Genomic DNA, 6526 nt, shown 5'->3' on the forward strand with positions numbered 1-6526 from the left:
GGCGCCTCGCCGCCGCTCCATCTGGGACCAGCACGGCGTGCGCGATGCGGTGCGGCAGCGCCTCGCGCCCCGCGCCGTACCGGATGCCGCGGTCCAGCAACTGCGTGACGATCTCCGCCAGTTCGTACGCCGGAACACGCCAGCGCCGCGAACCGCGGACCACCACGCACGGCTCGGTGGGCAGCGTGACGTGCGCGCGCACGGCCCGGCGCAGCACCTCCGCCATCCGCGCGTCACCCTTGATCATGGCGGCCGCCGCGTCGTCCGAGCCGCGCACCTCCACGTGCGCCACCAGGTCGTCCACCGTGGCCTGCTTGACCTCCAGCTCGCCCAGCGCGGGCAGCACCTGCTCGATGTAGTGCAGGAAGGACTTGTTCGGGCCGATGACGAGGGTGCCGGCGCGGGCGAGGCGCTCGCGGTGCGCGTAGAGCAGGTACGCGACCCGGTGCAGGCCGACCGCGGTCTTTCCCGTACCGGGCGCCCCCTGCACGCAGACCGTGCCGCCGATCCCGGCGCGCACGATCTCGTCCTGCTCGGGCTGGATGGTGGCCACGATGTCGCGCATCGGACCCACGCGCGGCCGCTCGATCTCGCTCTGGAGCAGCTTGCTGGTCTGCTCGGCCTCGGCCGGGTCGGTCAGGTGCTCGTCCTCGTACGCGGTCAGCTCGCCGCCGGTGTACCCGAAGCGGCGGCGCAGCCGCAGGTCCATCGGCTCCTTCTTGGAGGCCCGGTAGAACGGCTGGGAGACCGGCGCGCGCCAGTCGATGACCATGGGGTCGCCGTCGGCGTCGTGGACGTGCCGCCGCCCGATGTAGAAGTTCTCCCCCTCGGCGCCTTCGGCCAGGTCCGTGCCGGGCGCGTGGAGGTAGTCCAGTCGGCCGAAGAACAGCGGGGTGTGCGAGAGGTCGGCCAGCGCCTTGATACGGGCGTCGATCTCGCCCTGCAGGACCTCGGCGTTGACCCAGTTCGCGGTGACGTCCTTGATGTTCAGCGACTCGGCGTCCTCGCGCATGGCGCGGAGCGCGGCACGGGAGGCTTTGAGATGGGCTCGCTCCCGTTCGAGGGGGTCGTTCCGGTGGTGCTCTTCCTTCTGGTCAGGGGCGTGCGAGGGCACGGCTTCGCCTCCGGGCGGATGCGTGGTGTGTGAGGGCCGGCCGGTTTCCGTCCGGGCGGCGGCGCTCCTCGACGAGAGTCGGCGGGAGGCGGGCAGACGCGCGATTGTAGCCACCACGCAGTAGGCGCGCGACCGAATAAAAAAGGCCCCGCATCCCCTAGGGGAGGGCACCACCGCGGTGCATCCGGGGCCGTACGCCGCACGACACGCCAATCGGTCCTTGGTCGGATGTGCGGCGACCGGGTGAATCCCATCATGGAGTCATGAACAGCCATCTGAATCCGCCACCCGATCCGAAGGCGGCCGGCCGTGCCAGACACGGTGCCGGCGCCGTCGCCCGCGACACGGAACACCGGCACCCCGTCGGCAACGCGCTGCGCGCCGTGAAGGTCTTCGCGGGCACCGCATTCAGCGTCGCCGTCCTCGGGGAGTACGCCGACGACAGCCCGCCGGGCACCTCCCGGACCGAAGACTGACATCCGGACGTCCGGAAAGCGACACGAAAGTTCGCGTGTGATCGATTAACGTCGCTGTAAACGGTGCGCAATCAGCATATGGCGACGAGGAGGGGTTCCCCGCGTGTCTGCCGCCGACGGGAAGCCGATCCAGCGGACAACGCCCCTCGTGGGCAGGCCACGCACCACCCGGGAAACGCCGGACCCCCCGGCGGGCCGTACGGTCTCCACCCGGGCCACCCCTTCCGCCCGGCGCACCCTCCCGCGCCACACGCTGCCCGCCGCAGCCCTGCTCGCGGCGTCCCTGGCCGCGCTCGGCGTCGTGCACCTCATAGTGCCGATGCCGACCTCCGACATCCTCGTCTACCGGGCGATGGGCGACTCCGTCCTCACCGGCGGCGACCTCTACGGCCTCCGGGTCACCGAGTGGCACCTGCCCGCCACCTACCCGCCGTTCGCCGCCCTGCTGTTCGTACCGCTCGCGTGGTTCTCGCCCGGCGTCCTGCAGGTCGCCTCCGTACTCGGCAACGTCGCCCTGCTCGCCCTGCTCCTCCACCTCTCCGCACGCCTCGCCGGGCTGCGCGCCACGCACCGCGTCCCCTCGCTGCTCGCCGCCACCGCGCTCGCCGTCTGGCTGGAGCCGGTGTACCAGACGCTGGTCTTCGGGCAGATCAACCTCGCGCTGACCTGCCTCGTCCTGTGGGACCTCACCCGGCCCGACGGCGCCCGCGGCAAGGGCCTGGCCATCGGCATCGCGGCCGGCATCAAGCTCACCCCCGCGCTCTTCGCGGTGTACCTGCTGCTCACCGGGCGGGTACGGGCCGCGCTGGTCTCGCTCGCCGGGTTCGCCGGCACGGTCCTGCTCGGCGTCGTCGCGATGCCCGGCGCCAGCGTGGAGTTCTGGACCGAACGGCTCTACGAGACCGGGCGGGTCGGCGAGGCGTGGATCGTCGACAACCAGTCGCTCCAGGGCCTGGTCGCGCGCCTGCTGCACTCGGCGCACCCCGGCGCCGTCTGGGCGGCCGCCGCCGTGCTCACCGCCGCGGTCGGGATGACGGCGGCCCGCCGCACGGGCCTGGTCGCGGGCCGGGAGGCGTGGGGCGTGCTGTGCACGGCGCTCACCGCGCTGCTCGTCTCGCCGATCAGCTGGTCCCACCACTGGGTCTGGTGCGTACCGCTGCTGGCGGTGCTCGCCACGCACGTACGCGGGTACGCGTGGCGGCGCTTCCTGTGGGGCGCCCTGGCCGTACTGTTCACCGCCCGCACGATGTGGCTCGTGCCGCACAAGGGCGACCTGGACCTGGCCCTTCCGTGGTGGCAGCAGCCACTGGCGGCGCCGTACCCGCTGCTCGGCATGGCCGTCCTGCTCGCGGCGGTCTTCTGGCGCGGCGGCGCCCTGACGGGCGTGGCAGCGGGCGCACTGGTACGCCCCGCGCCGGCGCCGGAGGCGGTACCCGGGCCTCGGGCGGAGCGGTAGGGGGAGGGGGCGGGCGGGGCGCTGGGGGCGCGGCCCGGGCGTACCGTCGGGGCGCGGCTCCGGCGTACCGTTTCGCCCCACCTTTCCCCCATGGGGGAGCGCGGGTCCCCTTCTCAACACGGTACTCAGGGGTACTGACAACGCGGCCCCCCGTGCCTAGCCGCCCCTCGCCCCCCGGGTCCCTCAGGCGCCCTCGTCCGCCAGGAGTTCGTGGGCGTCGACGATCCGGTACGCGTAGCCCTGCTCGGCCAGGAAGCGCTGGCGGTGGGCCGCGAAGTCCTGGTCGATGGTGTCCCGCGCGACGACCGAGTAGAAGCGCGCCTCGTGGCCGTCGGCCTTCGGGCGGAGCACCCGGCCCAGCCGCTGCGCCTCCTCCTGGCGCGACCCGAACGTGCCCGAGACCTGGATCGCGACCGTCGCCTCCGGCAGGTCGATCGAGAAGTTCGCGACCTTCGAGACGACCAGCACGGACAGCTCGCCCTCCCGGAACGCGTTGAACAGCTTCTCGCGCTGCGCGTTGCTCGTGTCGCCCTTGATCACCGGCGCGTCCAGGTGCTCGCCCAGCTCGTCCAGCTGGTCGATGTACTGCCCGATCACCAGCGTCTGCTCGCCGGCGTGCCGCCGCACCAGCGCCTCGGTGACCTTCTGCTTGGACGCGGTGGTCGCACAGAACCGGTACTTCTCGTCGCTCTCCGCCGTGGCGTACGCCAGCCGCTCGGAGTCGGTCAGGTTGACCCGGACCTCGACGCAGTCGGCGGGCGCGATGTAGCCCTGCGCCTCGATCTCCTTCCACGGCGCGTCGAACCGCTTCGGGCCGATGAGCGAGAAGACGTCGGACTCGCGGCCGTCCTCGCGCACGAGGGTGGCCGTCAGGCCGAGCCGGCGCCGCGCCTGGAGGTCGGCGGTGAACTTGAAGACCGGCGCGGGCAGCAGGTGCACCTCGTCGTACACGACCAGGCCCCAGTCCCGGGAGTCGAACAGCTCCAGGTGCGGGTAGACACCCTTCCGCTTGGTCGTCAGCACCTGGTACGTCGCGATGGTGACCGGCCGGATCTCCTTCTTCGTACCGCTGTACTCGCCGATCTCGTCCTCGGTCAGCGACGTGCGCTTGACCAGCTCGTGCTTCCACTGGCGCGCGGACACGGTGTTCGTCACGAGGATCAGCGTGGTCGCCTTGGCCTCGGCCATCGCGCCCGCGCCGACCAGGGTCTTGCCGGCGCCGCAGGGTAGGACGACGACGCCGGAGCCGCCGTGCCAGAAGTTCTCCACCGCCTGCTGCTGGTACGGGCGCAGCGACCAGCCGTCCTGGTCCAGCTCGATGGGGTGCGCCTCGCCGTCCACGTAACCGGCCAGGTCCTCGGCCGGCCAGCCCAGCTTCAGCAGCGTCTGCTTGATCTGCCCGCGCTCGGAGGGGTGCACCGCGACGGTGTCCGGGTCGATGCGGGCGCCGACCAGCGGCTGCACCTTCTTCGACCGCAGGATCTCCTCCAGCACCGGGCGGTCGGTGGTGGTGAGCACCAGGCCGTGCGCGGGGTGCTTGGAGAGCGTGAGCCGGCCGTACCGGGACATCGTCTCGGCGATGTCGACGAGCAGCGCGTGCGGGACCGGGTAGCGGGAGTACGCGACCAGCGCGTCCACCACCTGCTCGGCGTCGTGGCCGGCGGCCCGCGCGTTCCACAGGCCGAGCGGCGTCACCCGGTAGGTGTGGATGTGCTCCGGGGCGCGCTCCAGCTCCGCGAAGGGGGCGATGGCCTGGCGGCACGCGTCCGCCTGCTCGTGGTCCACCTCCAGGAGCAGCGTCTTGTCGCTCTGGACGATGAGAGGTCCGTTCACGCGCCTCGCCTTTCGCTTCGCCTGCGCCCGACCACCGTCGTACGGACGGCCCGGCCGTCCGTACGGCCAAACGTCCAGTGTGCCGCATCGGCGGAGAAGCGGGGGCGGACCAGGGGCGCGGACGGGGAACGCGCGCCCCTGACCGCCCGGGAAGCGGTCTCCTTTGCCGGCCCGGGAGGCGGCGCGTCCGCAGTCCCGAGAGGCGGCGCGTCCGCAGCCTCAGGAGGTGGTGCGTCCGCGGTCCCGTGAGGCGGCGCGCCAGCGGCCTCACGGGGCGCGGCGCTCGGGTGCTCTCAGGAGGCGGCGTCCCGCGCGGCCTCTGGGCGCGGTGCCGCGCGCAATCCCGGGAAGCGGCGTCCGCTCGCTCTCAGGACGCCGCGTCGTCGGCGAGTTCGGCGACGCCTGTGATGCGGTGGAGGGCGTAGGTGCGGACCTCGTCGGCGGTGTGGTCGAAGGCCGTGACGAAGCCGCCCTCGACGCGTACGGGGGCGATGACGCGCTGGCTGGCCGCGCCGTCGGCGTTGACGTAGCCGATCCACAGGGCCGAGTTGGTCAGCGCGGCGGCCTGCACGGTGGCCAGCGTCTCGGCCGAGGTCGTACGCGGCAGCCCGCCCGGTGCGGGGGCCGTGGCCGCCGGGCCCGGCTTGCGCTCGGCGGTGGCCGCGAGGTCGCCCGCCCTGATGGCGCGCACGGCGGCCTCCAGCAGCGTGGCGTCCGGGGGCGGCGGGCCGTCGGGGACGGGGGCCGGGGCGGTGCGCGGCGGGGTGCGGTAGGCGTCGGCGCGGGCGATCACCACGTCGCCCTCGGCGGACTCGGCGGCCGGCGCGTACCCCATCGCGCGCAGCCCCTCCAGGAGCGCGTCCGGCGCTGCCTGGGCGGCCAGCACGGTCGGCGCCAGGCGGCGCAGCCGCAGCCCGTCGGCGCGCCGGTCGGCCAGGATCTCGTTCAGCAGGGCGTCGTCGTCGCAGCGTACGTAGGCGGAGGCGGCGCCGACCCGCAGCTGTCCGTGGCGGCGCGCCACGTCGTCGATCAGGTACGCGAGCGGCTGCGGCACCGGCGTACGGGAGTGGGCCGCGAGGAACGCCTGGATGTCGGCGGCGGACCGGCCGGCGTCCAGGGCGCGACGTACGGAGCCGGGCGTGAAGCGGTACACCGTTGCGCCGCCCTTGGACTCCACGTCGGCCAGTATGTCGAGCGCGTCGGCGAGCGGGCGCTCCAGGGGGCCGGGCGCCACGGCGGTCAGGTCGGCCTGGAGGAGGACGTGGTCCAGGGGGGTGGGCAGCAGCGGGGCGAGGGCAGTGGCGGCGGCCCGGCCGGCCTGTGCGGGGTCGGCGTCCGGTCCCGTCTCCACGAGCGCGCGGGCGTGGCCCGCGAGGGCGCCACGGCCGGTGAGGCCGAGGAGTTCGGCCTCGTGCAGGGACCACAGGGCGATGCGGGAACGCAGGTCCTGCGGGGCCGCGTGTGCCCCGGGCACCGCCTGCGCAGCGTTCCGTGCGGCGTTCTGGTCGGGACTCGCCTGGCCGTTCTCCCCGGCCGTACCGGGGGCGGCCTGCGCCGCGCCTCGGAGCGGCCGTTCCCAGCGCAGGCGGGCCAGTACGGCGTCCTGCGGGACTGCGGTGCCCGGCGGGACGCTGCCCAGCAGGGTGA

The 6526-nt window shown here is 73.7% G+C and carries 5 protein-coding genes; 2 read left to right on the top strand and 3 right to left on the bottom strand.

Translation table 11 applies throughout. The features are described from left to right. Window positions 1-1012: HelD family protein (locus tag C3486_RS35780; protein WP_374936967.1), on the bottom strand; the 1012-nt coding region annotated here is incomplete at its 3' end. Window positions 1013-1377: 365 nt separating this feature from the next. On the opposite strand from C3486_RS35780, the gene C3486_RS35785 reads away from it, so the two are divergent. Together C3486_RS35785 and C3486_RS35790 are read left to right on the top strand one after the other, a co-directional pair. Then, on the top strand, window positions 1378-1590 hold the full coding sequence (locus C3486_RS35785; RefSeq protein WP_103837033.1) for a hypothetical protein: 213 nt from the start codon (window positions 1378-1380) through the stop codon (window positions 1588-1590). 103 nt (window positions 1591-1693) lie between these two features. Beyond that, on the top strand, window positions 1694-3046 hold the full coding sequence (locus C3486_RS35790) for a glycosyltransferase 87 family protein (RefSeq protein ID WP_374936966.1): 1353 nt from the start codon (window positions 1694-1696) through the stop codon (window positions 3044-3046). Window positions 3047-3229: 183 nt separating this feature from the next. Here the strand turns inward: C3486_RS35790 and C3486_RS35795 are convergent, their stop codons facing one another. Next, window positions 3230-4879 carry a DNA repair helicase XPB gene (locus C3486_RS35795; RefSeq protein ID WP_103837034.1) on the bottom strand — a complete coding sequence of 550 codons (1650 nt, stop codon included), beginning with the start codon at window positions 4877-4879 and terminating at the stop codon, window positions 3230-3232. Between the two features lie 367 nt (window positions 4880-5246). Continuing rightward, window positions 5247-6526, bottom strand: a 1280-nt coding sequence (locus C3486_RS35800) for a helicase C-terminal domain-containing protein (RefSeq protein WP_181138806.1), incomplete at its 5' end; no start/stop codon positions are given.

This window comes from Streptomyces sp. Ru73 (assembly GCF_002920575.1).
GTDB lineage: Bacteria > Actinomycetota > Actinomycetes > Streptomycetales > Streptomycetaceae > Streptomyces.